Below are 19,907 nucleotides of genomic sequence, written 5' to 3'. Positions count from 1 at the left end.
CGTACCTCCCGGAACGGCGGCGGGGGCTCCGGTGGACCGTACGACGAAGCCCCCGGTTCCGTACCCGGAACCGGGGGCCTCACGCACGGATGCGGGTGTCAGCAGCCGAGCAGACGCGCACCCAGGTACGCCTGGATCTGGTCCAGCGAGACGCGCTCCTGCTTCATGGTGTCGCGCTCGCGCACGGTCACCGCGTTGTCGTCGAGGGTGTCGAAGTCGACGGTGACGCAGAACGGGGTGCCGATCTCGTCCTGGCGGCGGTAGCGGCGGCCGATGGCACCGGCGTCGTCGAACTCGATGTTCCAGTTCTTGCGCAGGTCGGCCGCCAGACCCTTGGCCTTCGGCGAGAGCTGCGCGTTGCGGGACAGCGGCAGGACCGCGACCTTGACCGGGGCCAGGCGGTGGTCGAGGCGCATCACGGTGCGCTTCTCCATGACGCCCTTGGCGTTGGGGGCCTCGTCCTCGACGTAGGCGTCGAGCAGGAACGCCAGCATCGCGCGGCCGACACCGGCCGCGGGCTCGATGACGTACGGCGTCCAGCGCTCCTGGGCCTCCTGGTCGTGGTAGCGCAGGTCGGTGCCGGAGGCCTCGGAGTGCGCCTTGAGGTCGTAGTCGGTGCGGTTGGCCACACCCTCCAGCTCGCCCCACTCACTGCCGCCGAAGCGGAAGCGGTACTCGATGTCGGCGGTGCGCTTGGAGTAGTGGGAGAGCTTCTCCTTCGGGTGCTCGTACCAGCGCATGTTCTCCTCGCGCATGCCGAGGTCCGTGTACCAGTTCCAGCGCTGGTCCATCCAGTACTGCTGCCACTCCTCGTCCTCGCCCGGCTTGACGAAGAACTCCATCTCCATCTGCTCGAACTCACGGGTCCGGAAGATGAAGTTGCCCGGAGTGATCTCGTTCCGGAAGGACTTGCCCATCTGCGCGATGCCGAACGGCGGCTTCTTGCGCGAGGTCTGCAGCACCTGGCCGAAGTTGGTGAAGATGCCCTGGGCGGTCTCGGGGCGCAGGTAGGCGACCGAGCCGGAGTCCTGGGTCGGGCCGAGGTGGGTGGAGAGCAGACCCGAGAACTGCTTGGGCTCGGTGAAGGTGCCCTTGTTGCCGCAGTTGGGGCAGTTGAGGTCGGCGAGGCCGTTGACCGGCGGCTTGCCGTGCTTCTCCTCGTACGCCTCTTCCAGGTGGTCGGCGCGGTAGCGCTTGTGACAGGAGGTGCACTCGGTCAGCGGGTCCGAGAAGGTGGCGACGTGACCGGAGGCGACCCAGACCTCGGGGGCCAGGATGACCGACGAGTCGAGACCGACCACGTCCTCGCGCGCGGTGACCATGTAGCGCCACCACTGACGCTTCAGGTTCTCCTTCATCTCGACGCCCAGCGGCCCGTAGTCCCAGGCGGCCTTCTGGCCACCGTAGATCTCACTGCAGGGGTAGACGAAGCCACGGCGCTTGCTCAGGCTGACGATGGTGTCGATCTTGTCGGCGGCCACGGTGCTCTCTTCATACGACGATGACGAACGGCGAATGACTCAGGTTACCGGCGTGCGCACCCCCCGGATCAAATCGATAGGGGCCCAATGAGGCCCTGGGCCGCCGGCTCGTGATCTTCCGGGCATCTCATCAGCCTTGTTGACAATCGTTTCCAGTTTTGTTGAAAATGACTGTCATGAACGTACGTCGCCTCATACCCACCACCGCCGTCGCCGGAGCAGTCGTCCTCGGTCTGACCGCTCTCTCGGCCTGCTCCACCTCCGACGCGGCGGACGGGGGCAACGGCGACCAGCTGAAGGTGACCGCGTCGTTCTACCCGATGCAGTTCCTGGCCGAGCGGATCGGCGGCGAGCACGTCGCCGTCACCAGCCTCACCAAGCCGGGTGTCGAGCCGCACGACCTGGAGCTCACCCCGCGCCAGATCGGCTCCATCAGCGAGTCCGACTACGTGCTGTACCTCAAGGGCATCCAGCCCGCCGTGGACGACGCCATCAAGCAGTCCGGTGTGAAGAACACCGTCGACGCCGCGACCCTCACCACGCTGGAGAACCACGGCTCCGAGGTCAGCGGCCACGACCACGGGCACGAAGGCGAAGAGCACGCCGACGAGCACGGCCACGAGGGCGAGGAAGCCCACGAGGAGCACTCCGAGGGCGACGGCCACAACCACGGCGAGGAGGGCGGCGCCGACCCGCACATCTGGCTGGACCCGGTGAAGTACGCCGAGGTCGCCAAGGGTGTCGGAAAGTCGCTGGAGAAGGCCGACCCCGGCCACGCCGCCGACTACAAGAAGAACACCGACGCCCTCGTCGCCGAGCTGGGCGAGCTGAACACGGCGTACGAGACCGGGCTGAAGAACCCCGCCACCAAGACCTTCATCACCACCCACTCCGCCTTCGGCTATCTCGCCGAGCGCTACGGGCTCACCCAGCAGGGCATCGCGGGCATCGACCCCGAGGCCGAGCCGAGCCCCGCGCGAATCCAGCAGATCCACACCATCGCGGAGAAGGAGAAGGCCACCACGGTCTTCTTCGAGACGCTCGCCAGCGACAGGACGGCGAAGACCCTCGCGAAGGACACCGGCCTGACGACCGGCGTTCTGGACCCGCTGGAGGGAATCACGGACACGTCCCGGGGCGCTGACTACATCGAGGTCATGGAGTCCAACCTCGCCGCGTTGAAGAAGGCCCTCGGCGCGAAGTGACCCGCACCACCCGCATCACTTGTGACGTTCGGATCGGAGGCGCTCATGCCGGAGCGTGAGAGCACCCCCCGCCAGGCCGTGATCAGCCTGCGCGGCGCCACGGCCACCCTCGGCGCGCGCCCCGTGCTGCGCGGGGTCGACCTGACCGTGCACCGCGGCGAGGTCGTCGCGCTGCTCGGCGCCAACGGTTCCGGCAAGTCCACCGCCGTACGGTCGGTCATCGGGCAGGTCCCGCTGACCGGCGGCAGCGTCGAGCTGTTCGGCACCGAGCTGCGCCGCTTCCGCCGGTGGGGCCGGATCGGGTACGTCCCGCAGCGCACCACGGCTGCGGGCGGCGTGCCCGCCACGATCCGCGAGGTCGTCGCCTCCGGCCGGCTGTCCCGCACGGGGCTGCGGTGGCCGGGGAAGGCGGACCGGGCGGCCGTGGACCGTGCCATCGCGCTGGTGGGCCTGGCCGACCGTGCGAAGGACTCCGTGAGCGCGCTGTCGGGCGGCCAGCACCAGCGGGTGCTGATCGCCCGCGCCCTGGCCTCCGAGCCGGAGCTGCTGATCATGGACGAGCCGATGGCGGGGGTGGACCTGGCCAGCCAGGAGATCCTGGCCTCGACCCTGCGCGAGCAGGTGGCGCTCGGCACCTCCGTGCTGCTGGTGCTGCACGAGCTGGGCCCGCTGGAGCCCCTGATCGACCGGGCCGTCGTCCTGCGCGACGGCTGCGTGACGCACGACGGGCCGCCGCCCGAGGCGCTCGGCCAGCACGCCCTGCCCGGCCACGACCACGTACACCCCCACGCGGCCGCCGAGCCCGTCCGGACGGGACTGCTGACCTGATGCTCTTCGAATTCCTCAACCCTCCCTTCATGCAGCGGGCGCTCATCGCGGCCGTGCTGGTCGGGATCACCGCGCCCGCCATCGGCATCTACCTGGTGCAGCGGCGCCAGGCCCTGATGGGCGACGGCATCGGGCACATCGCGATGACCGGCGTCGGCCTCGGCTTCCTGCTCTCCACCAGCCCCGTGTGGATGGCCACCGCGGTCGCGGTGGCCGGCGCCGTCGTGATGGAGCTGATCCGCTGGTACGGGCACACGCGCGGCGACCTCGCCCTCGCGATGCTGTTCTACGGCGGTATGGCGGGCGGCGTCATGCTGATCAACCTGTCCGACACCGGCTCCAACGCCAATCTGACCTCGTACCTCTTCGGCTCGCTCGCCACCGTCTCCGAGTCGGACGTCGTCGCGATCTGCGTCCTGGCGGCCTTCGTCGTGCTGGTCACGGTGGGGCTCCGGAGGCAACTGTTCGCGGTCAGCCAGGACGAGGAGTTCGCCCGGGTCTCCGGGCTGCCCGTCCGGGTGCTGAACCTGCTGGTCGCGGTCACCGCGGCCGTGACCGTGACCGTCGCCATGCGGGTCGTCGGGCTGCTGCTGGTCAGCGCGCTGATGGTGGTGCCGGTGGCGGCCGCCCAGCAGATCACCAAGTCCTTCAAGGTCACCTTCGTGCTGTCCGTGGTGATCGGCACCGCCGTCACCCTCACCGGCACCGTGACCTCGTACTACCAGGACGTTCCGCCCGGCGCGACGATCGTGCTGCTGGCCATCGCGGTGTTCGTCGCGCTGACCGCGCTCGCCGCTCCGCTCGCGCGGAGGCGCGCCCGGGCGAGCGAGGCGAAGGGTGCCGAGTGCACCCTGGAAGTACCACCGGCCCGGCGGGGCGCGGACGACGTGCGCGTTTGAGTACGGCGCCCGGTCGGGCTGGCACAATGGCCCGACACATGTACGGGCGACACGAGGAGGCACCTGTGGCCACGGCGCCGATCAGTGGCACGAACGCAGCGCCGGTACGCGGCCGGTCCACCCGGCAGCGGGCGGCGGTGGCGGCGGCGCTCGACGAGGTCGACGAGTTCCGCAGCGCCCAGGAGCTGCACGACGTCCTGAAACACCGCGGCGACTCCGTGGGCCTCACGACGGTCTACCGGACCCTGCAGTCCCTCGCCGACGCCGGTGAGGTCGACGTCCTGCGCACCACCGAGGGCGAGGCCGTCTACCGGCGCTGCTCGACCGGCGACCATCACCACCACCTGGTCTGCCGGCTCTGCGGCAAGGCCGTGGAGGTCGAGGGCCCGGCCGTCGAGCAGTGGGCCGAGATGATCGCCGCCCAGCACGGCTATGTGAACGTCGCCCACACCGTCGAGATCTTCGGCACCTGCGCGGAGTGCGCCGAGAAGAAGTCGTAACGGACGTACGAGAAGGGGCGGGCCCGGTGCACCACGCACCGGGCCCGCCCCTTCTCCGTGCTCACTTCTCCGTGCTCACTTGGCGGCTTCCGCCTCCTGCGCCCCGCCGAAGCGGCGGTCGCGCTGGGCGTACTCCAGGCAGGCCCGCCACAGGTCCCGGCGGTCGAAATCCGGCCAAAGAACGTCCTGGAAAACCATCTCGGCGTAGGCGCTCTGCCAGATCAGGTAGTTCGAGGTGCGCTGCTCGCCGCTGGGGCGCACGAAGAGGTCCACATCCGGCATGTCCGGGTAGTAGATGTACTTCTGGAACGTCTTCTCGTTGACCTTCGACGGGTCCAGCTTTCCGGCCGCCACGTCCTGGGCGATGCGCTGCGCGGCGTCCGCGATCTCGGCGCGGCCGCCGTAGTTCACGCAGAAGTACAGCGTCATCGCGTCGTTGTTCTTGGTCTGCTCCTGGGCGACCTGGAGTTCCTGGACGACCGACTTCCACAGCTTCGGCATGCGGCCCACCCAGCGGATGCGGATGCCGAGCTCGTCCATCTCGTCGCGGCGGCGGCGGATCACGTCGCGGTTGAAGTTCATCAGGAACTTCACCTCGTCCGGCGAGCGCTTCCAGTTCTCCGTGGAGAAGGCGTAGAGCGAGAGGTTCTTCACGCCCATCTCGATGCAGCCCTTGAGCACGTCCATGACGACGCCCTCACCGACCTTGTGGCCCTCGGTGCGGGGCAGACCCCGCTCCTTCGCCCAGCGGCCGTTGCCGTCCATCACGACGGCGACGTGCTGGGGCACCAGCTCGCCGGGGATCTTCGGCGGCGTCGCGCCCGAGGGGTGCGGCTCGGGGGTCTTGTACGTGCGCCGGTTACGGCCGCCGAGGATCCCGCGTACTGCCATGTGCTTCTCAGTCTCCCTGTGTCACTTCTCTACGTACCGCAGCGAGCGCAGGCCGCGCTCCAGATGCCAGTGCAGATAGGCGGACACCAGCCCGCTCCCCTCCCTGACATGACGCGCCTCGCACGCGTCCGCCGTCGCCCAGTCGCCGCTGAGCAGCGCGCTCAGCAGTTCGAGGGCCTGTGCCGAGGGTACGACGCTGCCGGGGACCCGGCAGTCACCGCATATGACGCCCCCCGCCGCGACGGAGAAGAACCGGTTCGGACCGGGCATTCCGCACTTGGCGCAGTCCTCGAAGCTGGGCGCGTACCCGTTGACCGCGAGCGAGCGCAGCAGGAACGCGTCCAGGATCAGATGAGGGGCGTGCTCGCCCCGGGCGAGGGTGCGCAGGCCGCCGACGAGCAGCAGATACTGCTGGACGGCCGGTTCGCCCTCGTGGTCGGTGAACCGCTCGGCGGTCTCCAGCATCGCGGTGCCCGCGGTGTAGCGGGCGTAGTCGGCGACGATCCCGCCGCCGTACGGGGCGATCGTCTCGCTCTGGGTGCAGAGCGGCAGCCCGCGGCCGACCAGCTCGCTGCCGCGCGCGAAGAACTGCACGTCGACGTGGGAGAAGGGCTCCAGGCGGGCGCCGAACTTGGACTTGGTGCGGCGCACCCCGCGGGCGACGGCGCGGACCCGGCCGTGGCCGCGGGTCAGGATCGTGATGATCCGGTCGGCCTCGCCCAGTTTCTGCGTACGCAGCACGATGCCGTCGTCCCGGAACAAGCTCATGGGCCCATTGTCGCCCACCGGGGGCGGCCTGCGGGGGCCCTGGGGGCTCTTTACCGGTCCCTACCGGTCCAGGAGGGCGTACGGAGGCTGCCTGAGGCCCACGAACGCCTACGACGGCGTACGGGCCGCCTCGGCCAGTACCCGGGCGGTCTCCTCGGCGGGGATGCCGAGGGCGCTGCCGACCGTCGTCAGGACCTGGCGCTCGGCGGCGCAGTAGGGCCCGTCGGCCAGAGCGATCCGGGCGCCCTGGAGGAGGACGGACGCGCGGCCGGCGGTGGCCAGGTGCGGGGCGAGCGGGGCCAGCACCTCGTGCAGCTCGATGGCGAGGGTCGGTCCGCAGGCCTCGGCGGCCGGGTCGGTGCCGGAGCCCCGGCCGGTGTCGGCGGCCAGCACCTCGACGACGGTGAACAACTGCTCCTGGGTGCAGTCGTCGAGCCCGGCGTCGCGCACGGTGGCGACGGCGGCCTCCAGGACCGTGCGGGAGGCGGTGCCCCCGGCGGCGAGGACGGCCAGCGTGACGGTGTGGACGGCCTCGCGGAGCATCGCGGAGAACCGGGTCGTGGTGGGGTGGTCCAGCGCCTCGGGGGCGTGGTGGGCCAGGCAGGCCGCGCACTCGACGACGGGCTCGGCCTCGCCCCGGCCGACCAGCGGGACACCGAGGACCGTGAGGCGGCGGCGGCCGGTGAGCCGGCGGTAGTTGCGGTCTCCCCCGCAGCACGGGCAGAAGAAGACGCCGTCGCCGACGGCGTCCCAGACGGTGCGAACGCCGCAGAGGACCGGCCTCAGAGCGCGTTGTCCTTTGGCTGACCGCACGTCGCACACCTCCGTAACGCTCCGGCAACATTGCCGTGTGTTGGACGTGATGTTAGCCACATCCGCGAGGGGGCGTCAGCCTCTTGGACGTCACAACCCCCGGATATGGCCGAACCCCGACCACCCAAAGCGGGCGATCGGGGTCAGGAGTGCCGTTCGGGCGTCAGCGGGCCGCGCGGTTGACGGCGGAGACGACCGCCTTGAGCGAGGCGCGGGTGGTGTTGGCGTCGATGCCGATGCCCCACAGGACCTTGCCGTCGATCGCGCACTCGATGTACGAGGCGGCCTGGGCGCTGGCTCCCTCGCTCATCGTGTGCTCGGTGTAGTCCAGCAGCCGGGCGTCGATGCCGATGGCCTGCAGCGCTTCGAAGAACGCGGAGATCGGGCCGTTGCCGGAACCGGTCAGGACGGTGTCGGCGCCGTCCACGACGGCCTCGACTGTCAGGGTGTCGGTGCCGTCGGTGTCGGAGGTGGTCTGGCCGGAGCGCAGCTGGATGCGGCCCCAACGCGCCCCCGCGTTCTCCGCGTTCGGCAGGTACTCGTCCTGGAAGGTGGACCAGATCTGCGTCGGGGTGACCTCGCCGCCCTCGGCGTCGGTCTTGGCCTGAATGATCCGGGAGAACTCGATCTGCATCCGGCGCGGCAGGTCCAGCTTGTGGTCGTTCTTCAGGACGTACGCGATACCGCCCTTGCCGGACTGCGAGTTGACCCGGATGACGGCCTCGTACGAGCGGCCGACGTCCTTCGGGTCGATCGGCAGGTACGGCACGGCCCACTCGATGTCGTCCACGGTCCTGCCCTGGGCGGCCGCGTCCTTCTCCATCGCGTCGAAGCCCTTCTTGATGGCGTCCTGGTGGGAGCCGGAGAAGGCGGTGTAGACCAGATCGCCCGCGTAGGGGTGGCGCGGGTGGATCTCCATCTGGTTGCAGTACTCGCTGGTGCGGCGGATCTCGTCGATCTGCGAGAAGTCGATCTGCGGGTCGACGCCCTGGGAGAACAGGTTCATGCCCAGGGTGACCAGGTCGACGTTGCCGGTGCGCTCGCCCTGGCCGAACAGGCAGCCCTCGATGCGGTCGGCGCCGGCCATGATGGCCAGCTCGGCGGCGGCGACGGCGGTGCCCCGGTCGTTGTGCGGGTGGACCGACAGGCAGACGTGCTCGCGGCGGGTCAGGTTGCGGGACATCCACTCGAAGCGGTCCGCGTGGGTGGAGGGCGTGGAGCGCTCGACGGTGGCGGGCAGGTTGAGGATGATCTCGCGGCCCTCCTCCGGCTGCCACACGTCGCAGACGGCCTCGCAGACCTCCAGGGCGAAGTCCAGCTCGGTGTCGGTGAAGATCTCCGGGCTGTACTGGTAGCCGAAGATCGTCTCGGGGCCCAGGATCTTCTCGGCGTACTCCATGACCAGCCGGGTGCCGTCCACCGCGATCTGCTTGACCTCCTCGCGCGAGCCGCGGAAGACGACACGGCGGAAGGTCGGGGCGGTGGCGTTGTACAGGTGGACGGTGGCGCGGTGGGCGCCGACCAGGGACTCCACGGTGCGCTCGATCAGCTCCTCGCGGGCCTGCGTCAGGACGGAGATCGTCACGTCCTCGGGGATCGCGCCCTCTTCGATGATGGAGCGTACGAAGGCGAAGTCGGTCTCGCCGGAGGACGGGAAGCCGACCTCGATCTCCTTGTAGCCCATCTTGACCAGCAGGTCGAACATCTCGCGCTTGCGGGCCGGGGACATCGGGTCGATCAGGGCCTGGTTGCCGTCGCGCAGATCGGTGGACAGCCAGCGGGGCGCCACGGTGATGCGGTTGTCGGGCCAGGTACGGTCGGGGATGTCGACGGCCTCGTAGCGGCCGTACTTGTGGACCGGCATCCCGGAGGGCTTCTGCAGCTGCGTCGCGTTGGTGATCGGGGTGGGGCGGCCGACAGAATTACCGGCGGGATTCACGGTGGTCATGGCGTAGGGCTCCTCGGTCCAGCGGGGATCGGCCGACTGTGTCGCTGCAGCACCAGACTCCGCGGGGAGGGGGTCGGCCTACGACTACAGGCCCTCGCCGCGGCAGCTAAGAAGAAGCAGCCCGAAACGCATGATGCGACGAGCGTAACCGAGTGTGGCCCGCGGTGTCGGTCCGTATCAGTATGCGGGACCGGGCATCGATGACGGGTAAACAGTGACTCATCACTCCATTTCGTCAATCATCGTCGCAACCAGTGACAGCGCGGTGACGGAGTGCCACAGTCGTATTCATGCACCTTCGAACCGACGGCGAGCTCAACCCCGTCTTCTGCACCATCGTTCCGCCCCACGTCCTCGATCACCTCTCCCGGTCCGCCGACGCCCGGCTCGCGGACCCGGCCCGCCGCACCCTGGCGGCCGACGCCCTGCGCCGTGACCGCCGCCGGATCACCGCGCTCGCCGCGACACCGACCCGGCACACCGCCGGCGCGGTCCCGAGCAAGCCGCAGCGCATCCTGTACGACTGCGGGACGGGCACGACCCTGCCCGGCGTCAAGGTCCGCGAGGAGGGCGACAAGCCCACGTCCGACGCCAGCGTCAACCGCGCGTACGCCGGGCTCGGCGCCACCTTCGAGCTGCTGCTCTCTGCGTACGGGCGCAGCTCGATCGACGGCAAGGGCCTCCCGCTGATCGGCTCCGTGCACTACGGCCAGGAGTACAACAACGCGTTCTTCGACGGCGAGCAGATGGTCTTCGGGGACGGCGACGGCGAGATCTTCCTCGACTTCACCGTCGCGGTGGACGTGATCGCCCACGAGCTGGCCCACGGCCTCACCCAGTACACCGCCAACCTGCGCTACGAGGGCCAGTCGGGCGCGCTCAACGAGTCCGTGTCCGACGTGATCGGCTCGCTGGTCAAGCAGTACTCGCTGGGCCAGAGCGCGGAGCAGGCCGACTGGCTGATCGGCGCCGGGCTGCTCGCGCCCCGGGTCAGCGGGGACGCGCTGCGCTCGATGAAGGCCCCGGGCACGGCGTACGACGACGACGTGCTCGGCAAGGACCCGCAGCCGGGCTCCATGGACGACTACATCGAGACGGAGGAGGACAACGGCGGCGTCCACCTCAACTCCGGCATCCCCAACCGCGCGTTCTACCTCCTGGCCACCGCGCTGGGCGGCAATTCCTGGGAGCGCGCCGGGCAGATCTGGTTCGACGTGCTGACCGGCGGCGAGCTGACGGCCAACGCGGACTTCGCGGAGTTCGCCCGGCTGACGGTCGCGGCGGCGGGCGCCCGCTTCGGCGAGGCGGACGAGCGGGAGGCGGTCCTCAAGGCCTGGTCGGAGGTGGGCGTCCCCACCCGGGCCTGACCCGGACCGTCGCATTCCCGACCGGCGGGTGGGGTTGAGTGCCCGTCCGGCCCCCGATAGACAGGACCCCATGCGCATTCAGGTCAGCCGGACCGGCGGCTTCGCCGGCATCGCCCGCCGCCATGAGGTCGACACGGAGGGCCGGGCGGACGCCGCGGAGTGGCGGTCCCTCGCCGATGAGGCGCTCGGCGCGGCGCGGGACACCCCGTCGGCCGGGGTCCCGGACGGCTTCCGGTACGCGATCACCGTCGACGGCCGCACCGTGTACTGCGCTGACCCCGATCTGACCGGGGCGCAGCGCACGCTGATCTCACGCGTCCTGAAGGAGGGCGCGTGAGATCGGCCCCCGCGTCTCGGTGACTCAGAACCCGAGCTTTCGCAGCTGCTTGGGATCGCGCTGCCAGTCCTTGGCGACCTTCACATGCAGGTCCAGGAAGACCGGCGTGCCGAGCAGCGCCTCGATGTGCTTGCGGGACTTGGTGCCGACGTCCTTCAGCCGCTTGCCCTTCGGGCCGATGATGATGCCCTTCTGGCTGGGCCGCTCGATGTAGACGTTGGCGTGGATGTCCAGCAGCGGCTTGTCCGCCGGGCGGTCCTCGCGGGGAAGCATCTCCTCGACGACGACCGCGATGGAGTGCGGCAGTTCGTCGCGTACGCCCTCCAGCGCGGCCTCGCGGATCAGCTCCGCGACCATGACCATCTCCGGCTCGTCGGTGAGGTCGCCCTCCGGGTAGAGCGGCGGGCTCTCGGGGAGCAGCGGAGCGATGAGGTCGGCGAGCAGGTCGACCTGCGTGTCCCCGACGGCGGAGACCGGCACGATCTCGGCCCACTCGAAGCCCAGCTCCTCCGCGAGCGCGGAGACGGCGAGGAGCTGTTCGGCGAGCGCCTTGGACTCGACCAGGTCGGTCTTGGTGATGATGGCGATCTTGGGGGTCTTCTTGATCCCCGCCAGCTCCTTGACGATGTACTTGTCGCCGGGGCCGAGCTTCTGGTCGGCGGGCAGGCAGAAGCCGATGACGTCGACCTCGGCCCAGGTGGTCCGCACGACGTCGTTGAGCCGCTCGCCCAGCAGGGTGCGCGGCTTGTGGAGGCCGGGGGTGTCTACCAGGATCAGCTGCGCGTCGTCCCGGTGGACGATGCCGCGCACGGTGTGCCGGGTGGTCTGGGGGCGGTTGGAGGTGATCGCCACCTTCTGACCGACGAGAGCGTTCGTGAGGGTGGACTTGCCCGCGTTGGGGCGGCCCACGAAGCAGGCGAAGCCGGCCCGGTGGGGGGAGGTGGTCTCCGCTTGCGGGGCAGCGGATTCTTGGTTCGGTCGAGCGCTCATGGCGACCATTCTCCCCGATCCCGGCGGCGCTCTCGTACAGCGGTACGCCGGGACGCGCCGAGCGCCGCGCGCAGGGGCCGCCGGAGCGGTCGCTCAGCCCGCCGTGACGCGTACGCGCAGCGTGCCGTCCGGGCCCGCGAGCAGCACCGGGGTGTCCGGTCCGCCCAGGTCGCGCACCGCGGCCCGGTCGTCGTCGGAGGGGGTCTCGGCGGCGGAGACGACGGCCGCCGCCTCCAGCGAGGTGGCGCCGCTGGCCACGGCCATGGCGACGGCGGTCTGCAGCGCGCTGAGCTTCAGCGACTCCAGCGCCACCGTGCCCGCGACATACGTACGTCCCGTCTCGTCGCGTACGGCCGCGCCCTCGGGCACGCCGTTGCGGGCGCGGGCGCTGCGCGCCAGGGTGACGATCTTGCGGTCCTCGGCGTCGAGGTCGTTGGTGTCGGTCATGGCACGAGCATACGAAGCGGGCGGCGGGCCCGCGCAGGTCACCCCGGCACGGGGCACGGCGCTCACCCCGGCACCGGATACATCGAGTCGCGCCGGCCCTCGGGCGAGGCGAGCCACTGGAGCCGGGCCTCGCAGCCGGTGTCGGGCAGCGGGGTGTGCAGCACGATCACCAGGTCCGGCCGGGCGGGGACCCGCAGTTGGGTGGCCTCCAGGCTGAGGCGGCCGACGAGGGGGTGATCGACCTCCTTGCGGTTCTGCCCGGCGGGGGCGATCTCGTGCTGCTCCCACAGCTCCGCGAAGAGCGGGCTGACCGCCCTCGCCTCCTCGGTGATCGCCCGGAACCCGTCGTCCTCCGGCGCCTCCGAGCAGGCCGCCCGGAACTGGGCCACCACCTGCGGGGCCAGCGCGTCCCAGCTCGCCCCGGTGCGGGAGCGGTAGACGGGATCGGTGAAGAAGGCGATCAGGCAGTTCTGCCGGATGTCCGGGCGCATGCCGAGGACCGCGGCCGCCGCGTCGTTGTAGAGGACGGTGTTCCAGTACCGGTCCATGATGTGGGCCGGGTAGGGCATCCAGGCGTCGATGAGCCGGGTCAGCCCCTCGCACATGTCGGCGTGTGCCGGATCGACCTCCAGCGGGGGCGCGTTCAGCCCGGCCAGGACGTACAGGTGTCGGCGCTCGGCGCTGCTCAGGCGCAGGACGCGGGCGACGGAGTCCAGCACCTGCGGGGAGACGGTGATGTCGCGCCCCTGCTCCAGCCACTGGTACCAGGAGACGCCCACCCCGGCGAGGACGGCGACCTCCTCGCGGCGCAGACCCGGGGTGCGGCGGCGGGCGCCGCCCGGCAGGCCCGCCTCGTCCGGGGTGACGCGGGCCCGGCGGCTGCGGAGGAACTCGCGCAGTTCGGCGAGGCGGTGGGCTTTCGTGTCGTCCGTCGCCTGCTGGGCCGGTGTGGCCACGTACTCCCCCTGGTGTCCGTGTGTGCGCCTGCCTGGTGGTGCGGGCACCAGGATAAGTTCCCGCTCCCCACGGCTATTCCGGCCGCCGCAGGGTGGGACGCATGGCGATCGAAACCCCTCCCACCTCTGCTTCCTCCGCTTCCGCTGCCGCGGCTTCCGCTTCGGCTTCCGCACCGCCCCGGCTCTCGGGGCGGGCCCGGCTGGTCCTCTTCGTGCTGTGCGCCGCCCAGTTCATGGTGGCCCTGGACTTCTCCGTACTGAACGTGGCCCTGCCCGTGCTCGGCAAGGACCTGGGTCTGAGCACCACAGGCCTCCAGTGGGCGGTGACCGCGTTCGCGCTGCCGTCGGGGGGCTTCCTGCTGCTGTTCGGGAGGATCGCCGATCTGTACGGGCGGCGCAGGCTGTTCCTCGCCGGGCTCACGCTCTTCGGGGCCGCGTCCCTGCTGGCGACACTGGCCTGGGATCCCGCTTCCTTCCTCGCGGGGCGGGCGCTCCAGGGGCTGGGTGCGGCGGTCATCGTGCCGACCGGGATGTCCCTGCTGACGACCACGTTCCCGGAGGGGCCGCTGCGTGACCGGGCGCTCGGGATCAGCGGGACGCTCCTGTCCCTCGGCTTCACGGTGGGGATGGTCGCGGGCGGCGTACTGACCGACACGCTGGGCTGGCGCTCCACGATGGGCCTGCTGGCGGTGGCCTCGCTCGGGGTGCTGGCGGTGGCGCCGAAGGTGCTGGAGGAGTCGCGTACGGCGGACCGGCCCCGGCCGGACGTGCCGGGCGCGGTGAGCGTCACCGGCGGTCTGCTGGCACTGATCTACGCCCTGACCACGGCGGCGGAGCGCGGCTTCGGCGGGGCGGACGTGGTGGTGACGCTGGTGCTGGGGCTCGTGCTGCTCTGCGCGTTCGTCGTGGTGGAGTCCCGTACGGCGGCTCCGCTGGTATCGCTGCCGATGCTGCGGCGGCGGACGGTGGCGTTCGGCAACCTGGGCGGTCTGGTGACCTTCTCGATGATGAGCACGGTCGTCTTCGTCCTGACCCTGTACCTCCAGGAGGTCCTGGACCTCTCCCCCTTCGCCACCGGGCTGGTCTTCGGGGTCCAGGGGCTGCTTTCGGTGGTGGCGGGAATGTTCGCGCCGCGGGTGATCGGCCGGATCGGCGCCCGTCGGACGCTGGTCCTGTCCCTGCTCGGCCAGGGGCTGTTCATCGGCGTGCTGCTGGGCCTGGGCGCAGAATCGGGGGTGTGGCCGGCGACGGTCGCGGTGTCGCTGGCGAGCATGTTCCACCTGGGCGCGATCATCGCGTACGGGCTGACCGTGACGTCCGGCGTCCCTGACGGGGAGCAGGGCCTCGCGACCGGTCTGGTCACCACGACCCAGCAGGTGGGCCTCACCGTCGGCATCCCGCTGCTGGGGGCGCTGGCCACGACGCAGGACACCCTGTTCGACGGCGTACGGACGGTGGTGGCGGTCGCCGCGGCGGTCCTGCTGGCGGCGGGCGTGGTGGTGGCGGCCGGGCTGCGGCGGGGCTGAGCTCCCCGGCGGTACGAGGACGGGCCCGCTCCCCACGGGGGAGGAGCGGGCCCGTTCGCGTGACGCCTGACGTTCCACGGCTTACGGCCGGTCCAGGCGGAGCCGTTCCGCTTTCGGCAGTCCGGCGACCACCAGGTCGTAGGAGTCCTCGATCATCTCGCGCAGCAGCCGGTCCGGGACGCCGGAGACGGTGACCGTGTTCCAGTGCCGCTTGCTCATGTGCCGGCCGGGCACGATCGCGGTATGCGTCTCGCGGAGCCGGATGGCCTCGTCGGGGTCGCACTTCAGGTTGACCGTGAGCGGGCGGGCGTCCAGCGCGGCGAGGGCGAACATCTTGCCGAGCACCTTGAAGACCGAGGTCTCAGGTCCGAACGGGAACTCCTCCACGCTCGCGTTGAACTCCAGGCAGAAGGCCCTCAGCCGCTCCGGCTTCATTCCGCTTCCTTCTCCTCGGGTTCTTGGTGCTCGGGCTCCACGAGCACCGTGACGATCTTGTTCCGGCGGCCCGCCGGGGACTCCGCGGTGAGCCGGAGCCTGCGCTGGTCCGGCAGCTCGACGACGGCGGAGGCGCCGGCGATCGGGACTCGGCCGAGCGCCTTGGCGAGCAGGCCGCCGACGGTCTCCACGTCCTCGTCGTCGTACTCGTCGAGCCCGAAGAGGTCGCCGAGGTCCCCGATGTCGAGGCGGGCGGTGACCCGGTAGCAGCCGTTCTCCAGCTCCTGGACGGGCGGCAGCTCCCGGTCGTACTCGTCGGTGATCTCGCCGACGATCTCCTCCAGGATGTCCTCGATGGTGACGATGCCCGCGGTGCCGCCGTACTCGTCGATGACGACAGCGACATGGCTGCGGTCCTGCTGCATCTCGCGCAGCAGATCCCCGGCGTTCTTGGTGTCGGGGACGAAGGCGGCGGGGCGCATCGCAGTGGAGACGGGGTCGCCCTCGGACTCGCGGTTGATGTGCGTCTTGCGGACGAGGTCCTTGAGATAGACGATCCCGACGACGTCGTCCTCGTTCTCGCCGGTGACCGGTATCCGGGAGAAGCCGGAGCGCAGGGCGAGGGTGAGGGCCTGGCGGATCGTCTTGTAGCGCTCGATGGAGACGAGGTCGGTGCGCGGCACCATGACCTCGCGCACCAGGGTGTCGCCCAGTTCGAAGACCGAATGCACCATGCGGCGCTCGTCGTCCTCGATCAGCGACTCCGCCTCGGCCAGGTCGACCATCGCGCGCAGCTCGGCCTCGCTGGCGAACGGTCCCTTGCGGAATCCCTTGCCCGGGGTCAGGGCGTTGCCGACGAGGATCAGCAGCTGCGGGATCGGGCCCATGATCCTGGCCAGCGGCAGCAGGACGTACGCCGAGGCCGTGGCCGTGTTCAGCGGGTGCTGGCGGCCGATGGTGCGCGGGGAGACGCCGATGGCGACGTAGGAGACGAGGACCATCACCCCCATGGCGACGGCCAGCGCCTCCCAGGTCTCGGGGAACTCCTGGAGGCAGACGTAGGTGACGAGGACACCGGCCGACATCTCGCAGGCGACCCGCACCAGCAGGGCGACGTTGAGATAGCGGGTCGGGTCGGCCGCGATCTGCGCGAGCTTCGCGCTGCCGCGCCGGCCGGACCGGACCGCCTCGTCCGCCCGGAAGCTGGAGGTGCGGGCGATACCGGCCTCGGCGCAGGCGGCCAGCCAGCCGACCATGACCAGCAGGACGGCGCCGACGATCAGCGGGGTGCTCACGAGACGGTGGGGGCGGGGGACGCGCCGGTGAGCCCGTGCTCGCCGCGCCAGCCGTCCACGATGGCGGCCTGGAGACCGAACATCTCGGCCTTCTCGTCCGGCTCCTCGTGGTCGTACCCCAGCAGGTGCAGCACCCCGTGGACGGTCAGGAGCTGGAGCTCCTCGTCCATGGAGTGCTGTGTCGGGGCCTCTTCGCCCTGTTTCTTCGCGACCTCCGGGCAGAGCACGATGTCACCGAGGAGCCCTTGCGGGGGCTCCTCGTCGTCCTTGGCCGGCGGACGCAGCTCGTCCATCGGGAAGGACATGACATCGGTCGGACCGGGGAGGTCCATCCACTGGATGTGCAGCTGTTCCATGGCGTCGGTGTCCACCACGATCACCGAGAGCTCGGACAGCGGGTGGATCCGCATCCGGGCCAGTGCGTAGCGGGCGATGTCGAGGATCGCCTGCTCGTCGACCTCGGTTCCGGACTCGTTGTTGACGTCGATCGACATGGTGCGCTGCGGCTACTTCCCTTTTCGGCGGTCGCGCCGGCCGTCCTGGCGGCTTTCCGCCCGACCGTCCTGCTGACCGTTTCGGCTGTCGTACTTCTCGTACGCGTCGACGATACGGCCGACGAGCTTGTGCCGGACGACATCCTGGGAGGTGAGGCGGGAGAAGTGCACGTCCTCCACACCCTCCAGGATCTCCTGGACCTGCCGCAGACCGCTCTTGGTGCCGCTCGGCAGGTCGACCTGGGTGATGTCACCGGTGATGACGATCTTGGAGTCGAAGCCGAGGCGGGTGAGAAACATCTTCATCTGCTCGGCGCTGGTGTTCTGCGCCTCGTCGAGGATGATGAACGCGTCGTTCAGCGTCCGGCCCCGCATATAGGCCAGCGGCGCGACCTCGATCGTGCCCGCCGCCATCAGCCGCGGGATCGAGTCGGGGTCGAGCATGTCGTGCAGTGCGTCGTAGAGCGGACGCAGATACGGGTCGATCTTGTCGAACAGGGTGCCCGGCAGGAAGCCGAGCCGCTCCCCCGCCTCGACCGCCGGCCGGGTCAGGATGATCCGGCTGACCTGCTTGGACTGCAGGGCCTGGACCGCCTTGGCCATGGCGAGATAGGTCTTGCCCGTACCGGCGGGACCGATGCCGAACACGATCGTGTGCTCGTCGATCGCGTCCACGTACCGCTTCTGGTTGAGCGTCTTGGGGCGGATGGTGCGGCCGCGGTTGGAGAGGATGTTCTGCGTGAGCACCTCGGCGGGCGTCTCGCCCTGGGGGTCTCCCTGTCCGTTGCCGGCCGCCCTGAGCATGGCGATCGACCGTTCCACTGCGTCCTCCGTCATCGGCGCTCCGGTGCGGAGCACGAGCATCATCTCGTCGAACAGGCGTTGGATGAGGGCGACGTCCGCGGCCTCGCCCGTGGCACTGATCTCGTTGCCCCGGACATGGATGTCGGCCGCCGGGAAAGCCTCTTCGATCACGCGCAACAGCGAGTCGCCCGATCCGAGGAGCATCACCATGGGGTGAGCGGCCGGGATCCTGATCTGGGCACGCGCCTGCGGCTGTGTGGGTGACTGAGTCATGGGCCGGCCCTATGGCCTGCGCATACCTCCCGTTGCAGGGTTCTCGCTGTTCGACAACCTCTGGATTACCAAGCCTACGACCTGGCAGTGACAACACCGAGGGGTTTTACCGGCCGTGTGTGCGACGCGCCCCGGGGCCCGGGTGCGACCGGCCGCCGCCCGCTCACTGGCGGAAGCCGATCGTGGGCACGGCGCGCCGCAGCGGCCAGGCGCGGGCCGTGGTGGGCAGCAGGTCGTCCAGGAAGGCGTAGCGCTCCAGGGCGGCCGGGTCCTGGCTGTCGCAGGTGCGGATCAGCTGCCACCATGCGGCGATCTCGGCCCAGCCGGGGGCGGAGAGCGAGCCGCCGAACTCCTGGACCGAGAGCGCGGCGGTGAGCCCGGCGAAGGCGAGCCGGTCGGCGAGCGGCCAGTCGGCGAGGGTGCCGGTCACGAAACCGGCGACGAAGACGTCCCCCGCCCCGGTCGGGTCGAGCGCCTCCACCTCGATGGCGGGCACCGCCGCGGCGGTGCCGGTGCGCCCGTCGACGGCGTACGCGCCCTCCGCGCCCAGGGTGACCACGGCGAGCGGGACGCGTTCGGCGAGCGCGTGCGCGGCGGCGCGCGGGCAGTCGGTACGGGTGTAGCGCATCGCCTCCTCCGCGTTGGGCAGGAACGCCTCGCAGTGCGCCAGGTCGGGCAGGGCGTCCAGGTCCCAGCGGCCGGTCTCGTCCCACCCGACGTCGCCGAAGACCAGTGCGCCGTCCCGGGCCGCGGTGGCCACCCAGGGCTCGCTCCGGCCCGGGGCTAGCGAGGCGACGGCGGCGCGGGCGCGCGGCGGGCACTGCGGGAAGACCGGGGCGGCGGCTCCGGTGGAGGTTCCGGCGACGGGAGCCGGGGCGGGGGCCTCGTGGCCGTGCGAGACCATCGTGCGCTCGCCCTCGTACGCCATGGAGACGGTGACCGGGGAGTGCCAGCCGGGGACGGTGTGCGACATCGACAGGTCGATGCCCTCGCCCTGCTCCAGGGCGTCCCAGCAGTACTCGCCGTAGTGGTCGTCCCCGAAGGCGGCGGCGAGGGAGGTGTGCAGGCCGAGGCGGGCGAGGGCGGTGGCCATGTTGGCGACGCCGCCGGGGCTGGAGCCCATCCCCCGGGCCCAGGACTCGGTGCCGCGTACTGGGGCGCTGTCGAGGCCCGTGAAGATGATGTCGAGGAAGACCGGGCCCGTCAGGAAGACGTCGCAGGCGGGGTCGCGCGGGGCGCGCAGCGCCTCCAGCGGGTCGATGCCCGGAGTGTCTGTGCTCACCGTGCGCTCCCGGGGTCGTGCGGCGGATCGCGGCGGGATCCGGACCGTGTGAGGTGCGGCCAGTCTGCACGATCGGCGGAGGGGAACGCAGTGTCCGCGCCCATGTGTTCGCAGCACGTCTGACCTGCATAAACATGCGCTAATACCCGGGGTTCCGCTGCATAAACGCATAAGTGACCCAGATCACATCAGGGCGGCTTTCGGGGAGCCGGAAGCGCTTGATACAAATTGCCCCGCGAGCACCTTCGGGGACGTTGTCCGACGAGAGCCGCAATCCCCTGGCATATCGCCACACCTCCCGCAGCACCCCCATGCCTTCCCGCAGTACCCCCGCCCTACCTCGCCGCCTTCGCCTTTCTCGCCGTGCC

At 70.5% G+C, this 19,907-nt stretch carries 20 protein-coding genes; 7 read left to right on the top strand and 13 right to left on the bottom strand.

What is annotated here, in order from left to right; translation table 11 throughout:
- Positions 1 to 98: 98 nt before the first annotated feature.
- Entirely contained in the window at positions 99 to 1,481 is a 1,383-nt protein-coding gene (locus D3105_RS22490; protein ID WP_032775918.1) for a glycine--tRNA ligase, read from the bottom strand.
- A 176-nt stretch (positions 1,482 to 1,657) separates the two neighbouring features.
- Here D3105_RS22490 and D3105_RS22485 point away from each other — a divergent pair, with 176 nt between their 5' ends.
- From D3105_RS22485 to D3105_RS22470, 4 genes are all read left to right on the top strand, one after another.
- Complete coding sequence (locus tag D3105_RS22485) at positions 1,658 to 2,686, top strand: metal ABC transporter substrate-binding protein (protein ID WP_118904869.1); 1,029 nt, start codon at positions 1,658 to 1,660, stop codon at positions 2,684 to 2,686.
- A 45-nt stretch (positions 2,687 to 2,731) separates the two neighbouring features.
- A complete protein-coding gene (locus D3105_RS22480; RefSeq protein ID WP_118904886.1) occupies positions 2,732 to 3,514 on the top strand; it encodes a metal ABC transporter ATP-binding protein in 783 nt (260 codons plus the stop codon).
- Positions 3,514 to 4,413 (top strand): metal ABC transporter permease, encoded by a 900-nt coding sequence (locus tag D3105_RS22475; RefSeq protein ID WP_010064183.1) that lies wholly within the window; start codon positions 3,514 to 3,516, stop codon positions 4,411 to 4,413. Before D3105_RS22480 ends, D3105_RS22475 begins: the two co-directional genes overlap by 1 nt.
- 65 nt (positions 4,414 to 4,478) lie before the next feature.
- The gene (locus tag D3105_RS22470) at positions 4,479 to 4,913 is read left to right on the top strand and encodes a Fur family transcriptional regulator (RefSeq protein ID WP_118904868.1); all 435 of its coding nucleotides are present in this window, start codon (positions 4,479 to 4,481) and stop codon (positions 4,911 to 4,913) included.
- 75 nt (positions 4,914 to 4,988) lie between these two features.
- Here D3105_RS22470 and D3105_RS22465 read toward each other — a convergent pair whose 3' ends face one another.
- The 4 genes from D3105_RS22465 to leuA form a co-directional block, all read right to left on the bottom strand.
- The gene (locus tag D3105_RS22465) at positions 4,989 to 5,804 is read right to left on the bottom strand and encodes an isoprenyl transferase (RefSeq protein ID WP_093806597.1); all 816 of its coding nucleotides are present in this window, start codon (positions 5,802 to 5,804) and stop codon (positions 4,989 to 4,991) included.
- Between the two features lie 21 nt (positions 5,805 to 5,825).
- A complete protein-coding gene (recO, locus tag D3105_RS22460; RefSeq protein WP_006124319.1) occupies positions 5,826 to 6,572 on the bottom strand; it encodes a DNA repair protein RecO in 747 nt (248 codons plus the stop codon).
- A 108-nt stretch (positions 6,573 to 6,680) separates the two neighbouring features.
- A complete protein-coding gene (locus D3105_RS22455) occupies positions 6,681 to 7,385 on the bottom strand; it encodes a TerB family tellurite resistance protein (protein WP_118904867.1) in 705 nt (234 codons plus the stop codon).
- Between the two features lie 163 nt (positions 7,386 to 7,548).
- On the bottom strand, positions 7,549 to 9,333 hold the full coding sequence (gene leuA, locus D3105_RS22450; RefSeq protein WP_118904866.1) for a 2-isopropylmalate synthase: 1,785 nt from the start codon (positions 9,331 to 9,333) through the stop codon (positions 7,549 to 7,551).
- 290 nt (positions 9,334 to 9,623) lie between these two features.
- Here leuA and D3105_RS22445 point away from each other — a divergent pair, with 290 nt between their 5' ends.
- Positions 9,624 to 10,700, top strand: a complete 1,077-nt coding sequence (locus D3105_RS22445) for a M4 family metallopeptidase (RefSeq protein ID WP_118904865.1) — start codon at positions 9,624 to 9,626, stop codon at positions 10,698 to 10,700.
- A 70-nt stretch (positions 10,701 to 10,770) separates the two neighbouring features.
- The gene (locus tag D3105_RS22440; protein WP_010064176.1) at positions 10,771 to 11,037 is read left to right on the top strand and encodes a protealysin inhibitor emfourin; all 267 of its coding nucleotides are present in this window, start codon (positions 10,771 to 10,773) and stop codon (positions 11,035 to 11,037) included.
- A 24-nt stretch (positions 11,038 to 11,061) separates the two neighbouring features.
- Here D3105_RS22440 and era read toward each other — a convergent pair whose 3' ends face one another.
- The 3 genes from era to D3105_RS22425 form a co-directional block, all read right to left on the bottom strand.
- On the bottom strand, positions 11,062 to 12,036 hold the full coding sequence (era, locus tag D3105_RS22435; RefSeq protein WP_412080998.1) for a GTPase Era: 975 nt from the start codon (positions 12,034 to 12,036) through the stop codon (positions 11,062 to 11,064).
- 84 nt (positions 12,037 to 12,120) lie between these two features.
- Positions 12,121 to 12,474: a cytidine deaminase gene (locus D3105_RS22430; protein WP_118904864.1), complete on the bottom strand. Its 354-nt coding sequence runs from the start codon at positions 12,472 to 12,474 to the stop codon at positions 12,121 to 12,123.
- Positions 12,475 to 12,536: 62 nt separating this feature from the next.
- Positions 12,537 to 13,430, bottom strand: coding sequence for a helix-turn-helix transcriptional regulator (locus D3105_RS22425; protein WP_118904863.1), 894 nt, complete (start codon positions 13,428 to 13,430; stop codon positions 12,537 to 12,539).
- Between the two features lie 101 nt (positions 13,431 to 13,531).
- Between D3105_RS22425 and D3105_RS22420 the strand changes: the two genes are divergently transcribed.
- A complete protein-coding gene (locus D3105_RS22420) occupies positions 13,532 to 14,956 on the top strand; it encodes an MFS transporter (protein WP_206272843.1) in 1,425 nt (474 codons plus the stop codon).
- 81 nt (positions 14,957 to 15,037) lie between these two features.
- Here the strand turns inward: D3105_RS22420 and D3105_RS22415 are convergent, their stop codons facing one another.
- The 5 genes from D3105_RS22415 to D3105_RS22395 all read right to left on the bottom strand — a co-directional run bounded on the left by D3105_RS22415 (position 15,038) and on the right by D3105_RS22395 (position 19,539).
- Complete coding sequence (locus tag D3105_RS22415) at positions 15,038 to 15,391, bottom strand: MmcQ/YjbR family DNA-binding protein (protein ID WP_118904862.1); 354 nt, start codon at positions 15,389 to 15,391, stop codon at positions 15,038 to 15,040.
- The gene (locus D3105_RS22410; RefSeq protein ID WP_118904861.1) at positions 15,388 to 16,686 is read right to left on the bottom strand and encodes a hemolysin family protein; all 1,299 of its coding nucleotides are present in this window, start codon (positions 16,684 to 16,686) and stop codon (positions 15,388 to 15,390) included. The genes D3105_RS22415 and D3105_RS22410 overlap by 4 nt, the downstream gene beginning before the upstream one ends.
- A complete protein-coding gene (gene ybeY, locus D3105_RS22405) occupies positions 16,683 to 17,180 on the bottom strand; it encodes an rRNA maturation RNase YbeY (protein ID WP_003969265.1) in 498 nt (165 codons plus the stop codon). Before ybeY ends, D3105_RS22410 begins: the two co-directional genes overlap by 4 nt.
- A gap of 12 nt (positions 17,181 to 17,192) precedes the next feature.
- Positions 17,193 to 18,257: a PhoH family protein gene (locus D3105_RS22400; RefSeq protein ID WP_118904860.1), complete on the bottom strand. Its 1,065-nt coding sequence runs from the start codon at positions 18,255 to 18,257 to the stop codon at positions 17,193 to 17,195.
- Positions 18,258 to 18,420: 163 nt separating this feature from the next.
- On the bottom strand, positions 18,421 to 19,539 hold the full coding sequence (locus tag D3105_RS22395) for a carbohydrate kinase family protein (RefSeq protein ID WP_118904859.1): 1,119 nt from the start codon (positions 19,537 to 19,539) through the stop codon (positions 18,421 to 18,423).
- Between the last annotated feature and the right edge of the window lie 368 nt (positions 19,540 to 19,907).

The organism is Streptomyces globisporus, from assembly GCF_003501885.1.
Taxonomy (GTDB): Bacteria; Actinomycetota; Actinomycetes; order Streptomycetales; family Streptomycetaceae; genus Streptomyces; species Streptomyces globisporus_D.
The sequence above is the reverse complement of the archived record's forward strand: the minus strand, read 5'-3'. Positions and strand labels throughout refer to the sequence as shown.